22 protein-coding genes and 4 tRNA genes are annotated in these 24,072 nt (G+C 67.4%); 16 read left to right on the top strand and 10 right to left on the bottom strand.

Annotated elements, in window-relative coordinates; translation table 11 throughout:
- The first annotated feature begins 39 nt into the window (after window positions 1-39).
- Window positions 40-957: a hypothetical protein gene (locus I6I07_RS29640; protein WP_006393833.1), complete on the top strand. Its 918-nt coding sequence runs from the start codon at window positions 40-42 to the stop codon at window positions 955-957.
- Between the two features lie 45 nt (window positions 958-1,002).
- Here I6I07_RS29640 and I6I07_RS29635 read toward each other — a convergent pair whose 3' ends face one another.
- From I6I07_RS29635 to egtD, 4 genes are all read right to left on the bottom strand, one after another.
- Entirely contained in the window at window positions 1,003-1,830 is an 828-nt protein-coding gene (locus tag I6I07_RS29635) for a prolyl oligopeptidase family serine peptidase (protein ID WP_198484770.1), read from the bottom strand.
- Window positions 1,831-2,193: 363 nt separating this feature from the next.
- Window positions 2,194-2,270: transfer RNA gene (locus I6I07_RS29630), tRNA-Met, on the bottom strand.
- Between the two features lie 142 nt (window positions 2,271-2,412).
- Window positions 2,413-3,726, bottom strand: a complete 1,314-nt coding sequence (gene egtB, locus I6I07_RS29625; protein WP_198484769.1) for an ergothioneine biosynthesis protein EgtB — start codon at window positions 3,724-3,726, stop codon at window positions 2,413-2,415.
- Window positions 3,727-3,762: 36 nt separating this feature from the next.
- Window positions 3,763-4,740 carry an L-histidine N(alpha)-methyltransferase gene (gene egtD, locus I6I07_RS29620; protein ID WP_198484768.1) on the bottom strand — a complete coding sequence of 326 codons (978 nt, stop codon included), beginning with the start codon at window positions 4,738-4,740 and terminating at the stop codon, window positions 3,763-3,765.
- Between the two features lie 377 nt (window positions 4,741-5,117).
- Here egtD and I6I07_RS29615 point away from each other — a divergent pair, with 377 nt between their 5' ends.
- Together I6I07_RS29615 and I6I07_RS29610 are read left to right on the top strand one after the other, a co-directional pair.
- Window positions 5,118-5,450 carry a DUF883 family protein gene (locus I6I07_RS29615; protein WP_006393837.1) on the top strand — a complete coding sequence of 111 codons (333 nt, stop codon included), beginning with the start codon at window positions 5,118-5,120 and terminating at the stop codon, window positions 5,448-5,450.
- 101 nt (window positions 5,451-5,551) lie between these two features.
- Window positions 5,552-6,931 (top strand): phospholipase D-like domain-containing protein, encoded by a 1,380-nt coding sequence (locus I6I07_RS29610; protein ID WP_198487724.1) that lies wholly within the window; start codon window positions 5,552-5,554, stop codon window positions 6,929-6,931.
- A 37-nt stretch (window positions 6,932-6,968) separates the two neighbouring features.
- Here I6I07_RS29610 and I6I07_RS29605 read toward each other — a convergent pair whose 3' ends face one another.
- From I6I07_RS29605 to I6I07_RS29590, 4 genes are all read right to left on the bottom strand, one after another.
- Entirely contained in the window at window positions 6,969-8,639 is a 1,671-nt protein-coding gene (locus I6I07_RS29605) for an FMN-binding glutamate synthase family protein (protein ID WP_198484767.1), read from the bottom strand.
- A gap of 188 nt (window positions 8,640-8,827) precedes the next feature.
- The gene (locus I6I07_RS29600; protein WP_198484766.1) at window positions 8,828-10,051 is read right to left on the bottom strand and encodes a YeeE/YedE family protein; all 1,224 of its coding nucleotides are present in this window, start codon (window positions 10,049-10,051) and stop codon (window positions 8,828-8,830) included.
- A gap of 150 nt (window positions 10,052-10,201) precedes the next feature.
- Complete coding sequence (locus I6I07_RS29595) at window positions 10,202-11,146, bottom strand: AEC family transporter (protein ID WP_198484765.1); 945 nt, start codon at window positions 11,144-11,146, stop codon at window positions 10,202-10,204.
- 31 nt (window positions 11,147-11,177) lie between these two features.
- On the bottom strand, window positions 11,178-12,086 hold the full coding sequence (locus I6I07_RS29590) for a DMT family transporter (protein WP_198484764.1): 909 nt from the start codon (window positions 12,084-12,086) through the stop codon (window positions 11,178-11,180).
- A gap of 119 nt (window positions 12,087-12,205) precedes the next feature.
- Between I6I07_RS29590 and I6I07_RS29585 the strand changes: the two genes are divergently transcribed.
- Complete coding sequence (locus I6I07_RS29585) at window positions 12,206-12,646, top strand: GNAT family N-acetyltransferase (RefSeq protein WP_061071996.1); 441 nt, start codon at window positions 12,206-12,208, stop codon at window positions 12,644-12,646.
- A gap of 255 nt (window positions 12,647-12,901) precedes the next feature.
- Here I6I07_RS29585 and I6I07_RS29580 read toward each other — a convergent pair.
- Window positions 12,902-12,986: transfer RNA gene (locus tag I6I07_RS29580), tRNA-Leu, on the bottom strand.
- 205 nt (window positions 12,987-13,191) lie between these two features.
- On the opposite strand from I6I07_RS29580, the gene I6I07_RS29575 reads away from it, so the two are divergent.
- Window positions 13,192-13,803: a tRNA-uridine aminocarboxypropyltransferase gene (locus I6I07_RS29575; RefSeq protein ID WP_198484763.1), complete on the top strand. Its 612-nt coding sequence runs from the start codon at window positions 13,192-13,194 to the stop codon at window positions 13,801-13,803.
- A gap of 329 nt (window positions 13,804-14,132) precedes the next feature.
- On the opposite strand, the gene I6I07_RS29570 is transcribed toward I6I07_RS29575, so the two are convergent.
- Window positions 14,133-14,217 (bottom strand) — tRNA-Leu (locus I6I07_RS29570).
- 181 nt (window positions 14,218-14,398) lie between these two features.
- Between I6I07_RS29570 and rnr the strand changes: the two genes are divergently transcribed.
- The 11 genes from rnr to I6I07_RS29515 all read left to right on the top strand — a co-directional run bounded on the left by rnr (window position 14,399) and on the right by I6I07_RS29515 (window position 23,989).
- On the top strand, window positions 14,399-16,864 hold the full coding sequence (gene rnr / locus I6I07_RS29565) for a ribonuclease R (RefSeq protein ID WP_198484762.1): 2,466 nt from the start codon (window positions 14,399-14,401) through the stop codon (window positions 16,862-16,864).
- Between the two features lie 106 nt (window positions 16,865-16,970).
- A complete protein-coding gene (gene rlmB, locus I6I07_RS29560) occupies window positions 16,971-17,708 on the top strand; it encodes a 23S rRNA (guanosine(2251)-2'-O)-methyltransferase RlmB (RefSeq protein ID WP_054433280.1) in 738 nt (245 codons plus the stop codon).
- 44 nt (window positions 17,709-17,752) lie between these two features.
- On the top strand, window positions 17,753-18,997 hold the full coding sequence (locus I6I07_RS29555) for a cystathionine gamma-synthase family protein (RefSeq protein ID WP_198484761.1): 1,245 nt from the start codon (window positions 17,753-17,755) through the stop codon (window positions 18,995-18,997).
- A 52-nt stretch (window positions 18,998-19,049) separates the two neighbouring features.
- A complete protein-coding gene (locus tag I6I07_RS29550; RefSeq protein WP_061071993.1) occupies window positions 19,050-19,730 on the top strand; it encodes a Fe2+-dependent dioxygenase in 681 nt (226 codons plus the stop codon).
- 356 nt (window positions 19,731-20,086) lie between these two features.
- Window positions 20,087-20,359 (top strand): HU family DNA-binding protein, encoded by a 273-nt coding sequence (locus tag I6I07_RS29545; protein WP_003812968.1) that lies wholly within the window; start codon window positions 20,087-20,089, stop codon window positions 20,357-20,359.
- Window positions 20,360-20,504: 145 nt separating this feature from the next.
- A tRNA-Val gene (locus I6I07_RS29540) sits at window positions 20,505-20,580 on the top strand.
- 12 nt (window positions 20,581-20,592) lie between these two features.
- Window positions 20,593-20,907 carry a hypothetical protein gene (locus tag I6I07_RS29535; protein WP_198484760.1) on the top strand — a complete coding sequence of 105 codons (315 nt, stop codon included), beginning with the start codon at window positions 20,593-20,595 and terminating at the stop codon, window positions 20,905-20,907.
- Between the two features lie 95 nt (window positions 20,908-21,002).
- The gene (locus tag I6I07_RS29530) at window positions 21,003-21,800 is read left to right on the top strand and encodes an energy transducer TonB (RefSeq protein ID WP_198484759.1); all 798 of its coding nucleotides are present in this window, start codon (window positions 21,003-21,005) and stop codon (window positions 21,798-21,800) included.
- A gap of 1 nt (window position 21,801) precedes the next feature.
- Window positions 21,802-22,785, top strand: a complete 984-nt coding sequence (locus I6I07_RS29525; RefSeq protein WP_198484758.1) for a MotA/TolQ/ExbB proton channel family protein — start codon at window positions 21,802-21,804, stop codon at window positions 22,783-22,785.
- Complete coding sequence (locus I6I07_RS29520) at window positions 22,785-23,252, top strand: ExbD/TolR family protein (protein ID WP_006393851.1); 468 nt, start codon at window positions 22,785-22,787, stop codon at window positions 23,250-23,252. Before I6I07_RS29525 ends, I6I07_RS29520 begins: the two co-directional genes overlap by 1 nt.
- Before the next feature lie 65 nt (window positions 23,253-23,317).
- Complete coding sequence (locus tag I6I07_RS29515; RefSeq protein ID WP_006218435.1) at window positions 23,318-23,989, top strand: response regulator transcription factor; 672 nt, start codon at window positions 23,318-23,320, stop codon at window positions 23,987-23,989.
- Window positions 23,990-24,072: the final 83 nt, after the last annotated feature.

Below are 24,072 nucleotides of genomic sequence, written 5' to 3'. Positions count from 1 at the left end.
GTCCCGCGCCGTGGCGCGTAATGTGAACGAGGAATCACCATGGAAAATGCACTCTCGGCCAACCGGCCCTACGATGGCGTGCCGCCGGTGCGGGAATCGGCGGTGTCCGCCGTGTCCTGGGCCGCAGTATTCGCCGGCGCCGTCATCGCCGCGGCCTTGTCGCTGGCGCTGTTCGCGGGCGGCTCCGGCCTGGGCTTCCTGTCGATCTCGCCCTGGAGCGGGGAGGGCGTCTCGGCGCCCGCGGCAGGCATCGGCTTGATCGCCTGGATGCTGTTCACCCAGATCGTGGCCTATGGCGTCGGCGGCTATGTCGCCGGCCGGCTGCGCACCAAATGGGCCGACGTGCACGGCGACGAGGTCTATTTCCGCGACACCGCGCACGGCTTCCTGGTGTGGGCGCTGAGCGCGGTCGTGAGCGCTGCCTTGCTGGGCTCAGCGATCGCGACGCTGGCATCGGGGGCGGCCAAGGCCGGCGCCTCCATTGCGGCGGGGGCGGGCGCGGCGGTCACGGCAAGCGCTGCGGCTGGCGCGGGTGCCGCCGCGGGCGGCATGGACGGGGCTGGCGATTACTTCACGGACGTGCTGTTGCGCAATGAACGGCCCGATGCCGCCGGCGATCACGCCGCGGCCCGCGCCGAAGTCGGGCGCATCGTCGCCATGAGCCTGGCGCGTGGAGAAATGACGCCGGCGGATCGCGACTATGTGGCCCGCGTGATCGCGGCGCAGGCGGGCATCGATGCCGCCGCCGCGCAGCAGCGCGTGAACCAGACGCTGCAGCAGGCCCGTCAGGCCGCCGATGACGCCAAGCGCAAGGCGCGCGAGGCGGCTGACGCGGCACGCAAGGCCGCCGCGGCGTTCGCGCTGTGGGGCTTTGCCTCCATGCTGATCGGCGCGTTCGTGGCCAGCCTGTGCGCGACCTGGGGCGGGCGCCGCCGCGATATGGTGGTCAAGCCATAATCGCCGCAGGCAAGGCCGGCGCGGGGCATCACGCCCCGCGCCGCTTCAAGGCCGCTTTTGCTGGAACATCCATTCGCGCCAGGGCCGGGCGGTCAGCAGCTCCGGCGCGATGCGGTGGTCCATGCCCTGGTAGGTGATGAAGACCGGCTGGCCGCCCGCGGCCGCCAGGGCCTGGGCCCAGATCAGGCTGCCCTCGTAGGGATTTTCCTGGTCGGCGGTGCCGTGGATGAGCAGCGTGGGAATGCCCGCGAGCGGCTTGGCGAGCGAACGCTCCGGCGGCACGCCCGACATGGCGACGATGGCCGCGAAGCGTCCGGGTGACGCGACCGCGGCGTCCAGCGCGGCCGATGCGCCCATCGAGAAACCGACGGCATAGATGCGCTTGGCGTCGACCGGATGGTGCCTGGCGATGTCCTCGACCAGCCGCATGACGTCGGCCAGGTCGGCGCCGGCCTTCGAGATCCGCACGCCACGGCCGTCCTTTTCATAGTTGGCGGTGCGGCCCGGCGTCTGCGGCACCAGCACATAGGCGGGAAAATCGCGGCGCGACTCGGCCGAGCCGAAGCCGCGGGTGAAGGCGTTCAGCGGCAGCAGGTTGTCGCTGCCGACGCCGCCCGAACTGTGGAAAATCACCACCAGTGGGTATTTTTTGCCGCTTTCCGGCGCAATCGGCGAGACCAGGCGATAGGGCAGCGGGGCCTTGCCGGCGCGGGCGAATTCCGCCGGCGCGAAGGCGTCGATGGCGGCCTGCTTGAGCGTCTCGACGGTTTGCAATTGCGCGGCGGTGGGGGCGTAGGCGACGCTCGATGCCTGCACGCCGCCTTGCGCGGCACAGGCGTGGCCGGCGGTCAGGCCCAGGGCCGTGGCAAGCACGGCGCGCGCGGCGATTGCAGCGATACCGGTCCTGATGGCGGCCTGGCGGCCATGTGTCGCCGGGGTAACGGCCGGGGCAACGGGTCGGCAAGCTGGCGCGAGGCGCGAAACTTGGATGCGGCTGGGGGGCATGTCAGATTCTCCGCGGGGGCGTGGTGGGCGAAGATTCTAAGAGGGCGCACCGTGCCGGTCTGCGGGAAAAATGTGGGGAATATGTGGAAATGTGTGAAGGCCGCGGTGTGACGGCCAGGCAAACAACCGGCAGGGGCATGGTCGGCCGGACCGGCGAGCCAATGAAAAAGGCCAAATGAAAAGGCCCAATGAAAAAGGCCTTCACTCGCGTGAAGGCCTTTTTGAATTCTCTGGTGGCGCATCCCTGATTCGAACAGGGGACCTGCGGATTATGATTCCGTCGCTCTAACCGGCTGAGCTAATGCGCCATCCCTATCGCCGCCGGTTTCAATGAAAGCCAAGCAACGAAGAACGAAATTCTAGCATGGAAATTTTTAGGATTGCAAGTAGGGGGCGGGCTTTTTTGCTCAGGTCGGCAGGTGGCCTTGCCCGGCCGCGCACGCGCCCCACTCAGGCATCCCGCGCCAGGCGGATGCCGGAAAACTGCCAGCGGGCTTCGGGCGGGAAGAAATTGCGGTAGCTCGGCCGGATGTGGCCGCGCGGCGTGGCGCAGGAGCCGCCGCGCAGCACATACTGGTTGCACATGAACTTGCCGTTGTATTCGCCCACCGCGCCGGCATCGGGCTTGAAGCCCGGGTAGGCGTCATAGGCGCTGGCGGTCCATTCCCAGGCGTCGCCGAACAGTTGCGCCGGACCGCCGCCCTGCCGGGCAGGCGCGGGGCGCGGATCCAGGTGGCCGTTTTCCAGCAGGTTGGCGCGGTTCGACCAGGCGCCGTCGAGCAACTGCCGCGCCGCGTGCTCCCACTCGGCCTCGCGCGGCAGGCGCACCCGGGCCCAGCGCGCATAGGCGTCGGCCTCGTAGTAGCTGATGTGCGTGACCGGCGCCTGCAATTCCAGCTCCTGCATGCCGCGTAGCGTGAAGACACGCCAGTCGTCGCGCTGGCCTTCCCAGTACAGCGGCGCGCGCCAGCCTTCCGCGCAAACCCGTTCCCATCCCAGCGACAGCCACAGTTCGGGCCGCTTGTAGCCGCCGTCGCGGATGAAGGCCAGGTATTCGTGCTGCGTCACCAGGCGGTCGGCCAGATGGAAGGGCGCCAGCAGCACGTCGTGCGCCGGCCCCTCGTTGTCGAACGCGAAGTCCTGCCCGTCGTGGCCAATGCGGACCACGCCGCCGTTGTAGCGGGTCCAGCCGGCGGGCGTGCCCGGCGGCAGCGCGGGCGAACCGGAGGCCACATAGGCCGGCTTGAGCGGGTTGGCGGACAGCAGGTGCTTGAGGTCCGTCAGGATCAGCTCCTGGTGCTGCTGCTCGTGGTTCAGCCCCAGTTCCAGCAAGGCGTCGAAGGCCGGGTCGTTGCCGCCCAGCCGCGAGATCAGGTCGTGCATGGCCTGGTCGACGTGCTGGCGATAGCGCATCACGTCGGTTAGCGGCGGCCGCGTCAGCAGGCCGCGCTGCGGGCGCGGATGCTTGGCGCCGATGGCGTTGTAGTAGGAGTTGAACAGCATCCGGTACTGCGGATGGAATGCCGCGTAGGGCGGATGGAAATGCGTCAGCAGGAAGGTCTCGAAGAACCAGGTGGTGTGCGCCAGGTGCCATTTGACCGGGCTGCAGTCCGGCATGGACTGCGCCTGGCAGTCCTCCGGACTGAGCGGGGCGGCCAGCGCCGTGGTGGTAGCGCGTACGGCATCGTACCGGTCATGCTGGCCGGCCTGTCCGGCGGCGTAGGGGCCGTTGGCCGGGTGGGTCAGCAGGCAGGCAGGTTCCATGGCGATCCTCCAGGGGCGGGTTGAGGGGGCGCGACGTCAGGCACGCGCGCTGAATACCGAAAACCAGCCGCGCGTGTCCGACCAGTGCTGGATGTCGTGGTAGCCCGCGCGTTGCAGCAACTCCGTGAAGGCTTCGGGCGTGAACTTGTAGGAGTTCTCGGTGTGGATGCGCTCTTGCGCGGCGAAGCGCCGCTGGCCGCCGGGCCAGGCCACAGTGACGGGCCGACGCGCTTCCAGGTGCATCTCGATGCGCGACTGGTCGCTGTTGAACAGCGCCACGTGGCGCCAGTCGCCGACGTCGAAGTCGCTGCCCAGCAGGTCGTTGACGTGGCGCAGCAGGTTCAGGTTGAAGGCCGCGGTCAGGTGCAGGGCGTCGTCGTAGGCCGGTTCCAGCACCTGCCTGGATTTGACGCGGTCGACCCCGACCAGCAGCCCGCCGCCGGCGCATTGCCGCTGGATCCGCCGCAACATGGCCAGCGCGGCGTCCGGGTCGAGATTGCCAATGCTGGAGCCGGGATAGAAGAACAGGCGCTGCTCGGCGCCGACGTCGGCGGGCAAGGCCAGCGCCTGGGAGAAGTCCAGGCCGATGGGAGTGATCCGCAGGTCGGGGTACGACAGGCGCAGCCGCCGCACCGCGGATTGCAGGTAGTCGGCGGAAATGTCGATGGGCACGTAGTGGCGCGGGCGCAGGCTGGCAAACAGCCGCTCGGCCTTGACACAGTCGCCCGCGCCCAGGTCGATCATGGCCTGCACCGGACCGATGTGGCGCGCGATGTCGTGGCCGTGCCGCGCGAAGATCTCGGCCTCGCAGCGGGTCGGGTAGTACTCCGGCAATTGCGTGATGGCGGTGAACAGCGACGAGCCGAGCGCGTCGTAGAGAAACTTGGGATCGATATGGGCGGGATGGTCCAGCAGTCCGTCGCGCAATTCATGCTGCTCGGCGCTGAGGGGCTGGGGTTGCGGCGCCAGGAACCGCGGGGCGGCGCTGGCGAGCAGGGCGGAGGGAGAGACCATGCGTTCAGTTCCTTTTTGAGGCTGATGAAGCGCATTGCAAAAAATACATTGTGGCCGCCAGAGGGGTTCCGGTGTCAAGTTAAGCCACTGAAATGCAATGGACTTTTACCAAATTGGCGGGGCGAAAGCGCCATCCGCGCAGGGGGACGGTACGTCTGGCCGTCACCGTGCCGACAGCCCTCAGCAAGCGCCGCGCCACTGAAATATCGGTTAACGGCTGGTTGCGAAAGCTCGGGCGCGGCGCGGCGGGAATGGCCACAATGTGTCCACGGCCTAGCGGGGCCAGTCTGCCCCGCGCCTGGCGCGGCCCGGCGTCGCGCCGGGCAGGCGGCAAGCCGGGAGGCCCCCCCACGAGCAACAAGCGACAAGGAGCGACTATGAATCGAAAGCACCAACGCGCCGAAATGGCCCTGCACCGCGACCGCGTGAGCGACAGCCTGCATGAGTTGCTTGCCGGTACGGAAGACCTGCTGCGTTCGACCGCCTCATACACCGGCTCTGAGATCGAGGCGGCGCGCGCGCGCCTGACGCGCCAGCTGGCCGAGGCGCGCGAATCCGCGGGCGACTGGGAGGGCGTGGCGCGCGAGCGGGCTCGTCGCGCCAAGGCCTATGCCGATGAATACGTCCACGAGCACGCCTGGAAATCGGTGGGCGTGGCGACGCTGGTGGGCGTGCTGCTGGGCTGCTGCCTGCTGGCCAACCGGCGCTGAGTCCCTCCGCCATGAGGCCGCCTGCGGCCCCGTCGCCGGTCAGGCCCGCGCCGGCGGCGCCGGGGGCGATCGCATGGCGACGCTGGGCGCGCGCGGCCGTGCTGGCCTGCTGCGCGGCCCTGCTGGCCGCCTGCGCCAGCGTGCCCGATGCGCAGGAACGCGCCGCCCGCAAAGCGCAGGCCGGCCTGTCCGCCGACAGCGCGCAGGACAGTTACCGCCGCGGCCACGACATCGCGGCGGATCCCCGCAATGCCAAGGATGATTTCCTGGCGCGCCACCTGGCCGTCGAGGAAGCGGTCAGCGGCGCGCCGCTGGTGGCCGGCAACCGCGTGCGCCTGCTGGCCGATGGGCCGGGCACCTACCAGGCCATGCTGCGCTCGATCGCGCAGGCGCGGCGCTACGTGCACATGGAAACCTACATCTTCGACGATGACGAGGAGGGGGCGCGCTTCGCCGAGGCCCTGATCGCCGCGCGCAACCGCGGCGCCGACGTCGCGTTGATGGTCGATGCGGTTGGCACGATCAATACGCCCGACGCGCTGTTCCAGCGCCTGCGCGACGCAGGCGTGCAGGTCGCGGTCTTCAACCCGGTCAGTCCCGTCAGCGGCAGCCGCGCCGGCTGGTCGCCGAACCAGCGCAACCATCGCAAGGTCCTGGTGGTGGATGGCAAGGTGGGCTATCTGGGCGGCATCAATGTCAGCGCGGTATACGCTTCATCGCCCGCCGGCGGCAGCGGCGCGTCGGGCGGCGTGGGCAGCGGGCCCGACGCCAAGCGGACCGACGCCCAGGCCGCGCCCTGGCGCGATACGCACTTGCGCATCGAGGGGCCGGCGGTGGCCCAGCTCGAAGCCGTGATCCAGGACGGCTGGCAATCGCAGGCCAAGGAGGCCCTGCGCGGCGGCGGCACAGCTATCGCGCCGGCCACCGGGCCGACGCGGGTGCGGATCCTGGCCAACCAGCCCGATCGCAGCGACGGCTACACCGTCTACCTGACGCTGATGTCCGCGTTCGAGAGCGCGCAGCGTTCCATCCACATCACCATGGCGTACTTCGTGCCGGACCCGGCCTTCGTCGACGTGCTGGCCGCGGCCGCGCAGCGCGGCGTGGACGTGGTGCTGGTGCTGCCGGGCTTCAGTGATTCCTCGCTGGTGTTCAATGCCGGCCGCTCCCATTACGGCAAGCTGCTCAAGGCGGGCGTGAAGATCTATGAGCGGCGCGACGCGCTGCTGCACGCCAAGACCGCGGTGGTCGACGGCGTCTGGTCCACCGTGGGATCAAGCAACATGGACTGGCGCAGCTTCGCCTTGAACTACGAGGTCAACGCGGTGGTGCTGGGGCCGGAGTTCGCGGCCGACATGGAAGCGCTGTTCCAGCGCGACGTGAGCGAGTCGGTGCGCATCACGCCCGAGGCCTGGCGGGCCCGGGGCGTGGATGATCGCTTCATGGAGTTCTTCTCGCGCATGTTCGAGCGCTGGCTGTAGGCCGCGGCGGCGAGTGCCGCGGCGGCCCGTCCCGCGCTCAGGCTGGCGCGCCCTGGGGCGGATGCGCCATGACGTATTCCTGCGCCAGCGCGGTGCTGATGTCGTGGGTCGGCTGGAACGAGTCGGCGCGCGCCATCGACCAGCCGGTGCGGAACACCTGGTGGCGGAATTCGCCGCGCAGCAGTTCGCCCGGCGCCAGTTCCGGGAACAGCGCCGACAGCAGCCGTATCTCGCTGGACGAAATGCGGCGCGCGATATGGTGCGGGCGCAGCTGGTTCGGATGCGTCAGGCCGGCGGCGGCCAGCAGCTCGGCCAGCGCGTGCAGCGTGTTCTTGTGGAAGTTGGCGACGCGCTGGGCCTTGTCCGGCACCACCAGGGCGCGCTGGCGCAGCGGATCCTGGGTCGTGACGCCGGTGGGGCATTTGCCGGTATGGCAGGCCTGGGCCTGGATGCAGCCGATGGCGAACATGAAGCCGCGCGCCGCGTTGCACCAGTCCGCGCCCATGGCCATGACGCGCGCCATGTCGAACGCGGTGATGATCTTGCCCGAGGCGCCCAGCTTGATGCGGTCGCGCAGGTTCACGCCGATCAGCGTGTTGTGCACCAGGCGTAGCGCCTCGCGCAGCGGCGTGCCGACGTGGTCGACGAATTCGACCGGCGCGGCTCCGGTGCCGCCCTCGGCGCCATCGACCACGATGAAGTCGGGCGTGATGCCGGTCTCGAGCATGGCCTTGACGATGGCGAACCATTCCCACGGGTGGCCGACGCAGAACTTGAAGCCGACCGGCTTGCCGCCGGACAGCTCGCGCAGTCGGGCGACGAACTTCATCAGGCCGATGGGCGTATCGAAGGCCGAGTGGCTGGCGGGCGAGTTGCAGTCCTGCCAGGCGGCCACGCCGCGCGCCTCGGCGATCTCGGGCGTGACCTTGCCGGCCGGCAGGATGCCGCCGTGGCCCGGCTTGGCGCCCTGCGACAGCTTGATCTCGATCATCTTCACCTGCGGCGTACAGGCGTTCTTGACGAAGGCTTCCTCGGAGAAGGCGCCGTGCTCGTCGCGGCAGCCGAAGTAGCCCGAGCCGATGTTCCACACCAGGCTGCCGCCCGGCTGGCGATGGTAGCGGCTGATGCCGCCTTCGCCGGTGTCATGCGCGAAGTTGCCCTGGCGCGCGCCTTCGTTCAGCGCCAGCACGGCGTTGGCCGACAGGGCGCCGAAACTCATGGCCGAGACGTTGAAGGCCGACATCGAATACGGCTGGGTACAGTCGGGGCCGCCGACCGCCACGCGAAAGTCGGTGTCGCCGATGTGGGTGGGCGACATCGAATGGTTGATCCATTCGTAGCGGTCGCCGTAGACGTCTTCCTGGGTGCCGAAGGGGCGCTTGTCGATCTCGCGCTTGGCGCGCTGGTACACGATCGAGCGCTGCGCGCGCGAGAACGGCGAGGCTTGCGTGTCGTCTTCCAGGAAGTACTGGCGGATCTCGGGGCGGATGAATTCGAACAGAAAGCGCAGGTTGCCCAGCACCGGATAGTTGCGGCGGATGGCGTGGCGCGTCTGGATCAGGTCGTACACGCCCAGCAGGCCGAGCAGCACCAGCGGCACGGCGGCCCACAGCCACCAGTACGAGTCCGTGAACACCAGGATGGTGGTCGCGACGGCGGCCACCAGGGTCAAGATAAAGGCCGTGAAGCGGCCGGCGATCCATTGCATGGTCCATCTCCGTATTGCGGAATGCAGCAACCATACACCAGGGCGGCTGTAAAATCGGTAAACGAGCGGCGCGGCGAGGCGGCGACTCGGACCGGTCCGTCGTCTCGGAAACGGCGCCAATGCTGGCGCTGCGGGGCACGGACGTAAAAAAGCCCCCTGGCAGGGGGCCGTTGCTGGAACAGTGTTTCTCAGCAGCTGGATGCCGCGGGGGTCTTTTCGACCGCCAGGCCGAACAGCGGACGCAGGCGCACGCCCAGGGCGCTGCCGGCAAACGCCGCCGGCAGCCACAGCCAGGCATGCAGGCTGCCCGACAGGATGCCGCTGAAGTAGGCGCCGATGTTGCAGCCGAAGGCCAGGCGCGCGCCGTAGCCCAGCAGCAGGCCGCCGATGACCGCGCCGGCCAGCGAGCGCGCGGGCACCTTCCAGACCGGCGCGAACTTGCCGGCGGCGCTGGCCGCGGCCAGCGCGCCCAGCATCAGGCCGATGTCCATCACCGTGGTCACGTCCTGGCGCAGTGGCGCGCCCAGCGCGGCCTGCTTGCTCCAGTAGGCCCAGGTGGCCACGTCGCCGCCCATCGCGTCCAGCGCCTTGGCGCCCCACAGCGCGAACGCCGAGGTGATGCCCCAGGGCCGGCCGGCCAGCGCCAGCGTGGCGAAGTTCAGCACCACCAGCGCCACGCCGCCCCAGATCAGCGGCCACGGGCCCTGCAGCAGCGAGGCCGGGCGGGCGGTGCGCGAGGCGAACGAGATCACGTGGCCGTGGCGGCGCTTTTCCAGCACGGTGGCGATCCAGGCGATCAGCGCGAACACCGCCAGGTTGGCGATGATGGCGGGCGCCAGGCCCCAGGTCTTGATGAGCGAGGTCGGCGCCAACGCGGGCAGGGTCGACCACCAGCCGAAGTTGGCGGTGGCGATGACCGAGCCGATGATGAAGAACAGCAGCGTGACCAGCATGCGGGTATTGCCGCCGCCCACGGCGAACAGCGTGCCCGAGGCGCAGCCGCCGCCCAGTTGCATGCCGATGCCGAACAGGAACGCGCCCAGCAGCACCGATACGCCCGGGGGCGAGACCAGGCCGTTGACCGGCTGGCCGAACAGCGAGCCTTGCGCCAGGAACGGGAAGAACAGCAGCACGCCGATGGCCAGCATGAACATCTGCGCGCGCAGGCCGGCGCCGCGGCGGTCCGACACGAACACGCGCCAGGCCTGGGTGAAGCCGAACGACGCGTGGTACAGCGCCACGCCCAGCAGCGCGCCGACGATCCACAGCGCGCCCTGGCGCCAGCTGACGGTCTGGTTCAGGTACAGGGCGCCGGCCAGCACCAGCAGCAGCGCGATCCAGAGCGGCTTGCGGTTGATCTGGATGGGCGGCAGCGCCGAAGGCAGGGGCAGGGCGGAAGTGTTGGCGCTCATGGGAGAGTCCCGGGAATTCGATAAGGGAAAAGCAAACGGGCGCGTAGTCGCACCCGTCATCGTGGATAAAAGTCTAAAGCCGGTGAATCATTTCTCAAAGCATCTATTCGTGCTTCTTTTATAACTATAAATTATGTAAGAACAGGCGGATCAGGAGATCGGGTGCGCGCTGATCCAGGCGACCAGCAGGCTCACGGTCAGGACGGACAGCACCGTGGACACCAGGATGGCGCGCGAGGTGACGCGGGCATCGCGGCCGTACATCTGGGCCAGCATGAAGGGGCCGGTGCCGATCGGCAGGGCGCTCATCAGCACCGCGGTCCAGGCCCACAACGGCGGCATGGAAAACACCTGGAACGCCAGCAGCGCGGTCACGGCCGGCTGCAGCAGCAGCTTGCCGACCACCAGCCGCAGCACGCCCGGCCCCGGGCTGGCGGTCTCGGTCTGTGCCAGGAACAGGCCGATGGTGACCAGCGCGCAAGGGCTGGCGGAGGCGCCCAGCAACGACACGTAGCGATCCAGCCCCTCGGGCAGCGCCAGTCCGGTGCCGGCCCACGCCAGGCCCAGCACCGGCGCGGCCAGCAGCGGATTGCGCATCAGCGCGCGGCCGACCTTGACCAGCGTGGCGCCCAGGCCGGGCGCCTGCTGGCGGTCGAATTCGATCAGGGCGATGGCGAAGCCGAACAGCACGCTTGCCGTCATCAGCGTGGTGAAGGCCGCCGGCGCCAGGCTTTCGGCGCCGAATAGCGCCAGGCACAGCGGGATGCCCATGTAGCCGGCATTGGCGTAGGCCGCCGCCAGCCCCTCGATGCTGCGGTCCGTCAGCCCGCGCGGGCCGCGCTTGCGCGGCAGGAACGACAGCGCGAAGGTGACGGCGATGCCGCCGGCGAACGCGCCGACGAAGCCCCAGTGCGCCATGTGTGCCAAATCCACCTGCGTCATGGCGCGAAACAGCAGCGCCGGCAGCGACAGGTAGACCACGTAGCGGTTCAGGGCATCGGTGGCGGCCGGCCCCAGAATGCGCCACCGCGCCGCCAGCCATCCGGTCAGGATCAGCGCGAAGACCGGCAGGGCGGCGGTGATGACGGCATTCATGGCGGCGGGAGAAATGGACGCGAAAGGGCGCTCATTCTACTTGCCGCGCCGGTGCGGGCGTGCGCGCCGAGCGTGTCACCAGCAGGATGCCGAGCGCCGCCAGCGCCATGCCGGGCCAGGCCAGCGGCGGGATCGGCTCGTCCAGCACCAGCAGCGCGATGACGGCGGTCGATGGCGGCACCAGGAAGAACAGCGCCGACACGCGCGATGCCTCGCCGTGGCGCAGCATGGCCAGCAGCAGCGAGATCGCGACCAGCGAATTGCCCACCACCAGATAGGCCAGCGAACCCAGCAACGGCGCGGTCCAGTCGATGCGCATCGGCTCCAGCCAGAAGGCCAGCGGCGCCGTGACCGCGAGGCCCACGGCGTATTGCACCGTGTTGGACGTGACGGGGTGGGTCTGCACGCCGAAGCGCTTTTCATACAGCGTGCCGCTGGTGATGCAGAGCAGGGCGGCCACCGCGAACGCCAGGCCGAGCGTCGAGGCCAGGTCGACCGAGGCCTTGGCGATGATGACCAGCGCCGCGCCGGAGACGCCCAGTCCCAACCCGGCCCAGCGCCGCGCGTCGACGCGTTCGTGCGCGATCACCGGCGCCAGCAGTCCGATCAGGATGGGCTGCAGCGATGTGATCAACGCCAGTCCGCCGGCGGACATGCCTTGCTTGAGCGACAGGTAGGTGAAGCAGAAGTAGCCCGCCTGCAGCAGCAGGCCGACCATGGCCAGGTGGCCCCAGGCGCGGGCGCCTTTGGGCAGAGGCGGCCGCAGCGCCAGCAGGAATGGCGCCAGCAGCGCCACCACACAGGCATAGCGCAACGCCAGGAACGTCATCGGGTCGGCATAGGCCAGGCCCACTTTCAGCACGACGAAGCCGCTGGACCACAGCAGCAGGAAAAGCGCGGGCGCGAATCTCAACCAGGCGGGCGTTGCGGCTTGCGGCATGATGGATGTCAGCTGCGGGAATGGGCCAGCCGCGATGGTACGCCTGTTTCGCCAATGCGCCATCCCTGCGAAAATGCCGGCAAAGGATTCATATTCAGCGGCGACGCGAAGGAAAACAAATGGCTAGCGATAAACCGGCGGTACGCATCACTCTGGGAACCTGGGACCGCCTGCGCGACGACGCGTCATCGGTGCGCTACGACGTGTTCGTGGTCGAGCAGAAGGTGCCGCCCGAGGTCGAGATGGACGACGACGACGCGGTCTCGGTGCATGCCGTGGCCTACGCCGCCGACGGCACGCCGCTGGGCACCGGCCGCCTGCTGCCCGACGGCCACATCGGTCGCATGGCCGTGCACAAGCGCGCACGCGGCCTGGGCGTGGGCGGCCAGTTGCTCGACGCCCTGATCGGCCAGGGCCACGGCGACGGCCACCGCATGCTGGTGCTGCACGCGCAGACCCACGCCAAGGGCTTCTACGAGGCCCATGGTTTCCAGGTCGAAGGCGAGGAGTTCATGGAGGCCGGCATCGCGCACGTCGTGATGACGCGGGTGCTTGCCTAGGCGCCGCGAACGATCGGCCGGCTGTCATGGCCGGCCTGCCGTGGCCGGCTGGGCGTAGCGGGGTGAGGCGTAGCGGGGTGAGGCGTAGCGGGGTGAGGCGTAGCGGGGCGGAGCGAATTGCCTGGCGCGGCGGCATGGGTTCTACGCCGTCGTCGGCCACGCGGATAGTCCGACCGGAAAAGAAAAAACCCCGGACGCTTTCGCGAACGGGGTTTTTCTTGGCGCATCACGACAGGTACCTCGTGATGTAATAATTGGTGCCCAGGAGAGGACTCGAACCTCCACACCTTGCGGCACATGGACCTGAACCATGCGCGTCTACCAATTCCGCCACCTGGGCGCTGATGTCTTACCTTCCGCGTCGCTTTCCGGTTTGCCTTCCACCTTGCGGTTTCTTGTCTTTCGACTTTTGCTACCGGCTGCGTTTCGTTTCGTGTTCAACAGCAGAGGAACGAGATTATGCATACTTTTTTGAAAGTGTGCAAGTCATGCAGCTTTTTTTTCACTTTTTTTCGAGGCGGCCGGCTTCGCTATAGTGTCGCCCCATGTCACGTCCCCTCTGCCTGCGCTGCAAGCGCCCTGAATCCCACTGTCTGTGCGCCCTGATCCCGGCGCTGACGCCGCGCACCCGCGTGGTGGTCCTGCAGCATCCCAGCGAGGCGCGCCATGCGCTGAACACGGCGCGGCTGGCGGTGCTGGGCCTGCAGGGCGCGCGGCGCCTGGTGGGCGAGCGCTTCCAATATGAGCAGTGGGCCGAGCCTGGCTATGCGCCGCACGTGCTGTTTCCCGGCGAGGGCGCCGAGGTGCTGGCGCCGGGGTGCGCCGCCGCGATGGGCGCGCCGGTGCAATTGATCGTGCCGGACGGCACCTGGACCCATGCGCGCAAGCTGCTGCACATCAATCCGCAGCTGGCCACATTGCCGCGCGTGATGCTGCCGCCCGGCCTGGCCACGCGCTATCGGGTGCGGCATGCGGACATTCCGGGCGCGCTGTCCACCATCGAGGCGGTGACGCACGCGCTCAACGCGCTCGAGGCGCCGCATAACTACGATGACCTGCTGCGGCCGTTCGAGGCGTTGATCGATGGCCAGATCGAGGGGATGGGGGCGGACCTGTACGCGCGCCATCACCTGAACCGCAAGGTGCCGTGGCGCTGAGGGGGGGGGCTTGGCGTGCGTGGCGGGGAAGGGGGAAGATTCCGATTGCGGATCGGATCTGGTCGAGGATTCGACGGCTACGAATATCCCGCGCCCTTACATCCCGCGCCCTTGCGGAGTCTTCTGCTCAGAACTATTCAGCCTGCGCAGATTCATTCCGCGTCGCGCAGTTCCATTCAGGCCGAGCAGCCCCATTCACGCTGCGCAAAGCAAAAACCCCGGAAATCTCGCGATTTCCGGGGTTTTCAACTTTTTTGCCAACGCTGCTTATTTGATTTCACGCCGATGTGTTTTCATCGCGAATCAAAACAGCCTTGGCTGAAATTCCGTGGTGCCCAGGAGAGGACTCGAACCTCCACACCTTGCGGCACATGGACCTGAACCATGCGCGTCTACCAATTCCGCCACCTGGGCACTGAGACATTCCGGTCAGAACTTTGTGATACGCTGCCACTTCGATTGCATGAGGTTTTTATTCCCATGTATTCAAAGCGTAATTGCAAAACCACTCTACAATCCGTCTGACCATTTCTGCTTCAGTGTTCAGCCTTGGGCGAACCACAGAAGCTGCGCATTATATACGGAAAAATTAGCTTTGGCAAAACGATCGAATAACGAATCGAACAACAACAGATCCACTCCGTTGCCGGAAGCGCCGCCAGACTTCGACCCCGATGTTCCGTCCCGTGAAGCCATCCTGAAAGCGCTGCGATCCGCGGGGGCGCCGTTGTCCCCGGTGGAACTGGCCGAGCGCATGGGCGTGGAGCGTCCCGCGACGATGGTGGGATTCGAACGCCGCCTGGGCGCGATGGAGCGCGATGGCCAATTGATGCCCAACCGCAAAGGCGTGCTGCTGCTGGCCACCAAGCTGGATTTCGTGGCCGGCAAGGTGCTGGGCCATCGCGATGGCTTCGGCTTCCTGTTGCGCGATGACGGCGGTCCGGACCTGTTCCTGTCGCCGCGCGAAATGCTCAAGGTGCTGCATGGCGACCGCGTGCTGGTCAAGCCGACGGGCGAATACCGCGGCAAGCCGGAAGGCACCATCGTCGAAGTCATCGAGCGCCGCACCAACAAGTTGGTGGGCCGCTTCCTGCACGAGCATGGCCTGTCCATCGTGGTGCCGGAAGACCAGCGCATCAAGCACGACATCCTGATTCCGCCCAGCGACACCAACGGCGCCCAGCACGGGCAGGTGGTGGCGGTCGAGATCATGGCGCAGCCCACCCGTCACACGCAGCCGCTGGGCCGCGTGGCCGAGGTGCTGGGCGAGATCGACGATCCGGGCATGGAAATCGAGATCGCGGTGCGCAAGTTCGACGTGCCCGTCGAGTTCTCCGAGGGCGCCCGCAAGCAGGCCGCCCGCCTGCCCGACGTCGTCCGCAAGGGCGACCTGAAAGACCGCGTCGACCTGCGCGACGTGCCGCTGATCACCATCGACGGCGAAGACGCGCGCGACTTCGACGACGCCGTCTATTGCGAGGCGGTCGAGCTGGGCACGGGCCAGCGCAAGCGTCCGGGCTGGCGCCTGCTGGTGGCCATCGCCGACGTCAGCCACTACGTGCGTCCCGGCGACGCGCTGGACGAAGACGCGCTCGAGCGCGGCACCAGCGTGTACTTCCCGCGCCGTGTCATCCCGATGCTGCCCGAGTCGCTGTCCAACGGCCTGTGTTCGCTGAACCCGGACGTCGACCGCCTGGTGCTGGTCTGCGACATGGTGATCCCGGCCTCGGGCGCCAAGGCCGGCACGGTCTCGGCCTACCAGTTCTACAACGCGGTGATGCACTCTCATGCCCGCACCACCTATACCAATATCTGGGCGGCGCTGCAGCAGCCCGGCGGCCCGGCGGCCCATGCCATGCGCGCCGTCATGCCGCAGGTGCAGAGCCTGTACGAGCTGTTCCATCTGCTGTCGCAGAGCCGCAAGAAGCGCGGCGCGATCGATTTCGACACGGTCGAGACCAAGATCGTCTGCAACGAGCTCGGCCGCATCGAGCAGATCGTGCCGTCGGTGCGCAACGATGCCCACAAGCTGATCGAAGAATGCATGCTGGCCGCCAACACCTGCGCGGCCGACTTCATGACGCGCAGCAAGCATCCCGGCCTGTACCGCATCCACGAAGGCCCGACGCCCGAGCGCCTGCAGTCGCTGCGCGAATTCCTGCGCACCATGGGTCTGTCGCTGGGCGGGGGCGAGACGCCCACGGCCAAGGACTACGGCGACTTCCTCGACTCCGTGCGCGGCCGTCCCGACTACCAGCTGCTGCAGACCATGTGCCTGCGCTCGATGCAGCAGGCCATCTACAGCCCGGACAACATGGGCCACTTCGGCCTGGCTTATCCTGGCTACAGCCATTTCACCTCGCCGATCCGGCGCTATCCCGACCTGCTCACGCACCGCGTCATCAAGGCCTTGCTGGCCGGCCAGCGCTACGTGCCCAGCCTGGACGACCAGCCGGTCGTCATCGGCCGCACCCAGCGCGAGCACGAGCACGCCATCTGGGAAAAGATGGGCCTGGTGCTGTCGGCCAGCGAACGCCGCGCCGACGAAGCCTCGCGCGACGTCGAGGCCTGGCTCAAGTGCTGGTTCGTCAAGGAACGCGTGGGCGAGGACTTCAGCGGCACCGTCACCGGCGTCGCCAGCTTCGGCATCTTCGTCACGCTGGATACGCTGCACGTCGAAGGGCTGGTGCACGTGTCCGAGCTGGGCGGCGAGTACTTCCAGTTCAACGACGCGCTGCACGAGCTGCGCGGCGAACGCACCGGCATGCGCTACCGCCTGACCGACAAGGTCCAGGTGCAGGTGTCGCGGGTGGACCTGGAGGCGCGCCGCATCGAGTTCCGCCTGGTGCAGGGCACCAGCTTCGACGCCTTGCGCAAGGCGGCCGCGCGCGGTCCGGACGAAGGTCCGCGCCGCGTCAAGAAGGCCGCGGCGCCCAAGCCGGCCGCGCTCAAGGGGCAGACCGCCAAGGAGCGGCGCGCCGAAGCCAAGAAGGCCGGCAAGCCGCTCAAGACCCCGCAACGCGCCGCGCCGGCCAAGAAGGCGGTGCGCAAGCGTCACTGACGGGCGGATGGCCCATAAGGGGTAACATTGCGGCTATGGCCGGCTGCGTCCGGCGGCCCGCTCCACTCTGGGGCGGGCATCCGTTTTTCTAAAGGTATTTGCATTTATGGCGTCGACCCAAGTCCTTGCCGGGTTTCACGCGGTTGTCGCGCGGCTGCGCCACGCGCCCGACTCGATCAAGGAAATCTACGTAGAAGCGTCGCGTCGCGACAAGCGCATGCAGACGTTCATCGAGCAGGTTGAAAAGGCGGGCTGCCGCCTGCATCCGGTCGCCATGGAGCGTCTCGATGGCCTGGCGCGCGGCACCCGCCACCAGGGCGTGGTGGCGCTGGCCGAGGAACGCCAGCTGGCGGTGGACGTGGACGAAGTGCTCGACGTGATCGAGGGCCCGCCGCTGCTGCTGATCCTGGACGGCGTGACCGATCCGCACAACCTGGGCGCCTGCCTGCGCACGGCCGATGCCGCCGGCGTGCATGCCGTGATCGCGCCGCGCGACCGCGCGGTCGGGCTCAACAGCACCGTGCAGCGCGTGGCCTGCGGCGCGGCCGACACCGTGCCGTACCTGATGGTCACCAACCTGGCGCGCACCATGCGCGGCCTGAAGGACCGCGGCGTGTGGCTGGTGGGCACAGACGACCAGGCGACCGACAGCATGCACCAGATCGACGCGCGCCAGCCGATGGCCTGGGTCATGGGCGCCGAAGGCGAGGGCATGCGCCGCCTGACGCGCGAAACCTGCGATCAGCTCGTGAACATCCCCATGCTGGGATCGGTCGAGAGCCTGAACGTCAGCGTGGCCAGCGCCGTCTGCCTGTACGAAACCGTGCGCCAGCGTCGCGCCTGAGAACCGTCTTTCCCATCGCTATCTTCCTTCCCGCGTAGCCCATCATGCACCAGAACGGCTTTACCACCACGATCCTCCATTCCGACCGCCAGCAATCCGTCGAGCACGGAGCGGTGCACAAGCCGATGCATCCGTCGTCGGAATTCGCGTACGCCGATGCGCGCGAGCTGGCCGCGGTGTTCCAGGGCAAGCCGGGCTTCACCTACGCTCGCCAGGGCACGCCGACCACCACGGCGCTGGAAGCGAAGATCAATCACATGGAAGCCGGCAAGGGCACGGTGAGCTTCGCCACCGGCATGGCCGCGCTGTCCGCCATCTTCACCACGCTGCTGCGCCGCGGCGACCACCTGGTGTCGAGCCAGTACGTGTTCGGCAACACCAACAGCCTGCTGGGCACGCTGCTGGAGCTGGGCGTGGAGATCACCTTCGTCGATGCGACCGACTCGGCGCAGGTGCGCGCGGCGATCCAGCCGAACACGCGCATGGTGTTCACGGAGACCATCGCCAACCCCGGCACCCAGGTCGCCGACCTGGCGGTCATCGGCGAGATCTGCCGCGAGAAGGGGCTGGTCTACGTGGTCGACAACACGCTGACCTCGCCGTGGATGTTCCGTCCGTCGACGGTGGGCGCGTCGCTGGTGATGAACTCGCTGTCGAAGTACATCGGCGGCCACGGCAACGCCCTGGGCGGCGCGGTCACCGACACCGGCCTGTTCGACTGGGCCGACTATTCGAACATCTACGACGCCTACCGCAAGGGCCCGTCCACCGGCTGGGGCCTGACCCAGATCAAGAAGAAGGGCCTGCGCGACATGGGCGGCACGCTCGCGGCCGAACCCGCGCACCGCATCGCGGTCGGCGCCGAGACGCTGGCGCTGCGCATGGCCAAGCATTGCTCCAACGCGCTGGCGCTGGCGCGCTTCCTGGAAGAGCATCGCGGCGTAGCCAAGGTGCATTACCCCGGCCTGGCCAGCCATCCGCAGCACGCGCGCGCCACGGCGCTGTTCGGCGCGCGCTTCGGCGGCCTGCTGGGCGTTGAGCTCGCCGACGGCGTGGACTGCTTCGATTTCCTGAACCGCCTGCGCATCGTGCTGATGGCCACGCATCTGGGTGACACGCGCAGCCTGGCGTTGCCCGCCGCGCACACCATCTATTACGAGATGGGCGCCGAGCGCCGCCAGCAGATGGGCATCGCCGACAGCCTGATCCGCGTGTCGGTGGGCATCGAAGACGAGACCGATCTGCTATTTGACTTCGATCAGGCGCTCAACGGCTGCCTGCAGGGATAATTCTCGGGGGCGCCGGCGCGGCAGGCGCCGGCCGCAACCTGGGCACGAATCCATGCTGATACAGATCGCCGAAGTTTTCACTCCCGACGAAGCGGCGGCCATCCGCCATCGCCTCGATACCGCAGACTGGGTCGACGGCAAGGTCACGGCGGGCTTCCAATCCGCCGAGGTCAAGCACAACCGCCAACTGCCCGAACAGCATCCGCTGGCGCAGGAACTGGGCAACCTGATCCTGCAGCGCCTGGCGGGCAACAACCTGTTCATGTCGGCGGCGCTGCCGCGCAAGATCTTTCCGCCGCTGTTCAACCGCTACGAAGGCGGCGAGGCCTTTGGCTACCACGTCGACAACGCCGTGCGCGGCATCACCGGCACTGCCGAGCGGGTGCGCACCGACCTGTCGGCCACGCTGTTCTTCTCCGATCCCGATTCCTACGATGGTGGCGAACTCGTCATCGACGACACCTACGGTCCGCGCACGGTGAAGCTGCCCGCCGGCCACATGGTGCTGTATCCGGGCACCAGCCTGCACAAGGTCAATCCGGTGACGCGCGGCGCGCGCGTGAGCTCGTTCTTCTGGATGCAGAGCCTGGTGCGCGAAGACAGCCAGCGCGCGTTGCTGCTCGACATGGACGTCGCCATCCAGCGTTTGAACCAGGACGCGGCCGGTCATCCATCGATCGTGCAACTCACCGGCATCTATCACAACCTGCTGCGCCGCTGGGCCGATGTGTGAGCGGATTTCAGGGCGTTGCGCCGGTGTCGCGCAAACCCCGAAATGCGCGTTTTTGTTTATTGCGAAAAGGCCTAAAAGCTAGTATTGGTGCGGCTTGTGGTGAGGTTTTCGCTTGATAGCCGCTCTACGCCAAGGCCTAATACATGTCTGCGTCGCTGACGGTTCAAGGGCTCGAAAGCCCTTGAAACCCAGGCGGCGCAGCAGTTTAAAAGTTGTGCTTTGCAGCGCAAGAAAAAGTTTATCCACTAGTCTGTTCGTCGTTTGTCGGGTCTACGCGCAAGTCGTGATGTCCAGCATGACAGCCATGATGAACTGCACTCCCGGCAGACTCCATACCTTGTGAGGGGTACACCTGAATGAACAAAACCGAACTCATCGATCACATTGCCAGCAAGGCCGATATCTCCAAGGCTGCCGCCGGTCGTTCGCTTGACGCCCTGATCGGCGCCGTCAAGACCACCCTGAAGAAGGGCGGTACGGTCACCCTGGTGGGCTTCGGCACGTTTGCCGTGTCGGCTCGCGCTGCTCGCACCGGCCGCAATCCGCGCACGGGCGAAACCATCAAGATCAAGAAGGCCAAGGTGCCGAAGTTCCGTCCGGGCAAGGCCCTGAAGGACGCCGTCAACTAATTGACGACAAGGCGGTTGCCGAGGGCACGGCCCCGGTAATTTGCCGACACATACGCGGTCCGGTATACTCCGGCCCGCGTATTGCTTTTGAGTACCCCGGCTGGCGTTTCATACATCGTTTTTTCGATGGATCCGCGACCAAGACGGGTGCTTAGCTCAGTTGGTAGAGCGGCGCCCTTACAAGGCGTAGGTCACAGGTTCGACCCCTGTAGCACCCACCATCAAAAGCGACAATGCAAGCGAAAAAACAAGCGGTCAGGAATCTCCTGGGCGCTTTTTTTTCGTCCGTCGGTCTCGTGATGATTGGCTTGCTGGGAGTCCGAGATATTGCGGAGCGTGCCAGCCTCAAGGTGGCATACGCCTGCACTCGCGTCAGCGCGTTCGAAATCGGGCACGGATACAGCGCGGGGGCGACGGCGGGTATTTTCCTCATCGGTGTTCGCGTTTCGCCTGCGTTCATATCGTCCCGGCGAGCGCCGCGCCTTGACGCGCGTCAGGGTGTTACGCTGTTGCAGGCGAAATATGGCGTGCGAATCATTCGCATTTAAGCTATGATGTTTGGCTTGTACCGGTCAGCCGGCGCTGCTTGTCGCGCGCCTTTTTTTCTGGCTGGCCAGATAAGTTAATGCACCCTGGCTGATTCATGCCTAGCTTTCAACGTGGTTTGAACTCTTCACCGCCGTCTTCAATTGGTATACGCCTAGGCGCCGGCCTGGCGGTCGTTGCGCTACATGCCGCAGTGGTCTACGCCATTTACCTGGCGCCCGAGAATCGTCCCGAACTGGAGGAGCCCGAGGCCATCATGGTGAGTGTGGTGGACGCGCCCATTCCGCAGGTCGCCAAAGCCGATCCCACACCGGAGGTGCCGCAACCGGTGACGGAAACGCCGCCCGAGCCGCAACCCGAGATCGAGCCGGACCCCGAGCCCGAACCCGAGGTCAAGCCCGAGCCGGAACCCGAACCGGAACCGGTCGTCGAGAAGCCGCCGATGCCGGCGCCCAAGCCCAAACCCAAACCGAAACCCAAGCCGCAGCCCAAGCAGGAAGTCAAGCCCGAGCCCAAGCAGGAAACGCCGCCGGTCGAGACGCCGCCCGCCGGCGCGGCCGAAGGCGCGAAGACCACGCAGGCGCCGCGGCAGGGGCCGCCACCCGACCAGATCCTGCAGGAATCGCAGATCGAGTTCCTGGGGGCGCGGCCGATGCCCAACTACCCGATGGCCTCGCGCCGCATGCGGGAAGAGGGCCGGGTGGTGGTGCTGGTTGAAATCAATCCGCAGGGACTGGTCGAGCGGGCAACCATCGACGCGTCCTCGGGATTCCCCAGGCTGGACGAATCGGCGCTCACCGCCGCTCGCAAGGCCCGCATGAAACCCTATACCCGCAATGGCGTGGCCTATCCCGCCAAAGCAAAAATTCCGTTCGATTTCGTAATGAGGAACTGAGATGTCCAACGCAATGCATAGCGCCACCCTGGTGGCGCAGGCGGCCACCAGCCCGGCAGCGGCGCCGGCCGCCGCGGCTCCGGCAGCCGCCGCCGCCGCGCCCGCCGCCCAGCAGGCCGCGGCCACGGCCGGCGGCATCGCCCAGCAAGCCGCTGGCGCCGTCCAGCAATCCGCGGACGCGCTGCACAGCGCCGCCGCCGCGCTGCCCGCGATGGCGCCGGCGCCCGCGCCCGTCCCCGACATGGGCTTCATGCACTTCGTGGCGCAGAGCGACTTCGTCGGCAAGACGCTGTTCATCATCCTGATCCTGATGTCTCTGGTGACCTGGTACCTGATCCTGGTCAAGGTCGGCAGCAACATCAGCATGCGCCGCCGCTCGGCCGACTTCCTGAACAAGTTCTGGAACGCGAGCTCGCTGGAGCAGGTCGAGCACGAGATCACCACGCACGGCGCGCGCGATCCGTTCTCGCACCTGGCCAGCCACGCCATGCACGCCCAGGCGCACCACAACAAGTTCGGCGCCACCAAGCTGGAAGAGGCGGGCTCGAACAGCGATTTCGTCACGCGCACCATGCGCAAGGTGATCGACGAGGAAACCGCCAAGCTGGAAAACGGCCTGACGGTGCTGGCCTCGGTCGGTTCGACGGCGCCGTTCGTCGGCCTGTTCGGCACGGTGTGGGGCGTGTACCATGCCCTGGTCGGCATCGGCCTGTCCGATGGCGTCACCATCAACCGCATCGCCGGTCCGGTGGGCGAGGCCCTGATCATGACCGGCCTGGGCCTGGCGGTCGCCATCCCGGCGGTGCTGGCCTACAACACCTTCGTGCGCAACAATCGCGTCTACCTGTCGCGCCTGGACGCCTTCGCGCATGACCTGTTCGCCTTCCTGACGACCGGCCAGCAAGTGGCGCTGTCGGACAGCAAGGTGCGCGCCCTGCGCCGCCAGCACGGTAACGGCGCCGCGGCCCAACGCGGGAGCGAATAATGGCTTTTGGCAGCTTCGAGGGCAAAGGATCCGGCACCCACACGGTGTCCGAGATCAACATGGTGCCGCTGATCGACGTCATGCTGGTGTTGCTGGTGATCTTCATCATCACGGCGCCGCTCCTGGCGCACTCGATCAAGATCAACATGCCCCAGGTGGCCGCCGAGCAGATCGAGGAAGAACCCAAGACCGTGGACCTGGCCATCGACGCCAGCGGCGCGCTGTTCTGGGACGAGAAGCCGGTCAACATCGATGACCTGCCGAATCGCTTCAAGTCGATCGCCGGCACCAAGCCGCAACCCGAAATCCGCATCCGCGCCGACCAGAACACCCGCTACGAGACGCTGGCCAAGGTCATGGCCTCGGCCCGCCGCTCGGGGATGACGCGCATCGGTTTCGTCACCACGCCGCCCTCGGGCGGGGCAGCGGCAGAGGCCCCGGGCACCCCGGCGCCGTCCGCCCGTTGAACGATTCCCAACAACGGGGCGCATTTCGCGCCCCGTTTTTTCTGGGATCGCGCTAGAATCGCGGCATGCGAGTTCTGGTAATCGAAGACGACACCACCCTGGGCCACGCGCTCCAGGAATTTCTGGCCGACCAAGGTTATGCGGTCGACTGGCTGACCGAGGGCGACCGGGTTCTGGGCGCACTGGCAGGCCAGCCGTATGACCTGATGCTGCTCGACCTCAATCTGCCCGGCATGAGCGGCCTGGACGTGCTGCGCCAGCTGCGGCAGGACGGCAACCAGGTTCCGGTGCTGATCCTGACGGCCCGTGACGGCATCGAGGACCGCGTCGCCGGCCTGGACGCCGGCGCCGACGACTACGTCACCAAGCCTTTCGAACTGCCCGAGCTGGCCGCCCGCGTGCGCGCCTTTGGCCGTCGCCGGGCGGGGCAGGCGCAGCCGCTGATCGAGGTCGGCCCGCTGGTGTTCGACACCGTCGGCCGCGAAGTCCGGGCCAATGGCCAGCGCCTGTCGCTGTCCGTGCGCGAACTGTCCGTGCTGGAAATGCTGATGGCCCGCGTTGGCCGCGTGGTCACCAAGCGCCAGATCGTCAATTCGCTGTCCGCCTGGGACGCCGATTTCAGCGAGAACGCAGTGGAAGTCTATGTGTACCGCCTGCGCAAGCGCCTGGAAGGCACGGGCGCCAGCATCCAGACGGTACGCGGCTTCGGCTACATGCTGGATGTGGAAACGGCCTGACGGCCCGTCTGGCCGCTTGAAGCCGGCTGGCACCGCCAGCCCGCGGCGGCCAAACCCCACGTCCACTTAAGCGAGGGCACCGC

Origin of the sequence: Achromobacter deleyi (assembly GCF_016127315.1) — a bacterium.
GTDB classification, from domain to species: Bacteria; Pseudomonadota; Gammaproteobacteria; order Burkholderiales; family Burkholderiaceae_B; genus Achromobacter; species Achromobacter insuavis_A.
The sequence above is the reverse complement of the archived record's forward strand: the minus strand, read 5'-3'. Positions and strand labels throughout refer to the sequence as shown.

Bases quoted from the DNA above. Each gene is read 5' to 3' on its own strand.
- I6I07_RS29515 (WP_006218435.1), top strand. From the start codon at position 23,318: ATGCGAGTTCTGGTAATCGAAGACGACACCACCCTGGGCCACGCGCTC.
- I6I07_RS29525 (WP_198484758.1), top strand. From the start codon at position 21,802: ATGTCCAACGCAATGCATAGCGCCACCCTGGTGGCGCAGGCGGCCACC.
- egtD (WP_198484768.1), bottom strand. From the start codon at position 4,740: ATGGTCTCTCCCTCCGCCCTGCTCGCCAGCGCCGCCCCGCGGTTCCTG.
- I6I07_RS29595 (WP_198484765.1), bottom strand. From the start codon at position 11,146: ATGAATGCCGTCATCACCGCCGCCCTGCCGGTCTTCGCGCTGATCCTG.
- I6I07_RS29575 (WP_198484763.1), top strand. From the start codon at position 13,192: ATGTCACGTCCCCTCTGCCTGCGCTGCAAGCGCCCTGAATCCCACTGT.
- I6I07_RS29555 (WP_198484761.1), top strand. From the start codon at position 17,753: ATGCACCAGAACGGCTTTACCACCACGATCCTCCATTCCGACCGCCAG.
- I6I07_RS29550 (WP_061071993.1), top strand. From the start codon at position 19,050: ATGCTGATACAGATCGCCGAAGTTTTCACTCCCGACGAAGCGGCGGCC.
- I6I07_RS29530 (WP_198484759.1), top strand. From the start codon at position 21,003: ATGCCTAGCTTTCAACGTGGTTTGAACTCTTCACCGCCGTCTTCAATT.
- I6I07_RS29585 (WP_061071996.1), top strand. From the start codon at position 12,206: ATGGCTAGCGATAAACCGGCGGTACGCATCACTCTGGGAACCTGGGAC.
- rlmB (WP_054433280.1), top strand. From the start codon at position 16,971: ATGGCGTCGACCCAAGTCCTTGCCGGGTTTCACGCGGTTGTCGCGCGG.
- I6I07_RS29545 (WP_003812968.1), top strand. From the start codon at position 20,087: ATGAACAAAACCGAACTCATCGATCACATTGCCAGCAAGGCCGATATC.
- I6I07_RS29520 (WP_006393851.1), top strand. From the start codon at position 22,785: ATGGCTTTTGGCAGCTTCGAGGGCAAAGGATCCGGCACCCACACGGTG.
- I6I07_RS29615 (WP_006393837.1), top strand. From the start codon at position 5,118: ATGAATCGAAAGCACCAACGCGCCGAAATGGCCCTGCACCGCGACCGC.
- I6I07_RS29535 (WP_198484760.1), top strand. From the start codon at position 20,593: ATGCAAGCGAAAAAACAAGCGGTCAGGAATCTCCTGGGCGCTTTTTTT.
- I6I07_RS29605 (WP_198484767.1), bottom strand. From the start codon at position 8,639: ATGCAATGGATCGCCGGCCGCTTCACGGCCTTTATCTTGACCCTGGTG.
- I6I07_RS29600 (WP_198484766.1), bottom strand. From the start codon at position 10,051: ATGAGCGCCAACACTTCCGCCCTGCCCCTGCCTTCGGCGCTGCCGCCC.
- egtB (WP_198484769.1), bottom strand. From the start codon at position 3,726: ATGGAACCTGCCTGCCTGCTGACCCACCCGGCCAACGGCCCCTACGCC.
- I6I07_RS29640 (WP_006393833.1), top strand. From the start codon at position 40: ATGGAAAATGCACTCTCGGCCAACCGGCCCTACGATGGCGTGCCGCCG.
- I6I07_RS29590 (WP_198484764.1), bottom strand. From the start codon at position 12,086: ATGCCGCAAGCCGCAACGCCCGCCTGGTTGAGATTCGCGCCCGCGCTT.